This window comes from Nitrosomonas supralitoralis (assembly GCF_003011925.2).
Taxonomy (GTDB): Bacteria; Pseudomonadota; Gammaproteobacteria; order Burkholderiales; family Nitrosomonadaceae; genus Nitrosomonas; species Nitrosomonas supralitoralis.
In genome coordinates, this window is the sequence record NZ_PXXU01000199.1 from 1 (window position 1) to 428 (window position 428).

General features: G+C 42.3%; 1 protein-coding gene. It reads left to right on the plus strand.

Features of this window, described 5'->3' with window-relative positions; all coding sequences use genetic code 11:
* Window positions 1–428 (plus strand): Crp/Fnr family transcriptional regulator (locus C7H79_RS17415; protein ID WP_147383674.1); only part of this gene is annotated, 428 nt, incomplete at both ends.

The following is a 428-nucleotide window of genomic DNA, read 5'->3' on the forward strand; positions in this document are numbered from 1 at the left end:
GTGGCGATGGTTGGTAATGAAGGTATAGTAGGAGTCTCAGTACTCCTGGGTAGTCCTCAAACGATGACGCAGGCGATAATCAGCGGAAAAGGACATGCTTACCGAGTTTCTGTTAAAGTATTGCAGAATGTTTTAACTCGCAGTGAAGGTCGTCGCGAAGGTACGCTAAATAAATTGCTGGTGGGCTACATGGAATCGCTTATGATACAAATGTCACAAATGGCCGCATGCAATAGACGTCACCGCCTAGAAAATCAGTTATGTACTTGGTTACTTTTATGTTCCGACTACAGTAGTTCAAATACCTTGTCTCACACACATGAATCAATTTCCTATATTCTTGGAGTTCGCCGGGAAAGCATTACTGTTGTAGCCAAAAAATTGCATGAAGAAGGATTGATAAGTTACTCGCGAGGTCATATAGAACT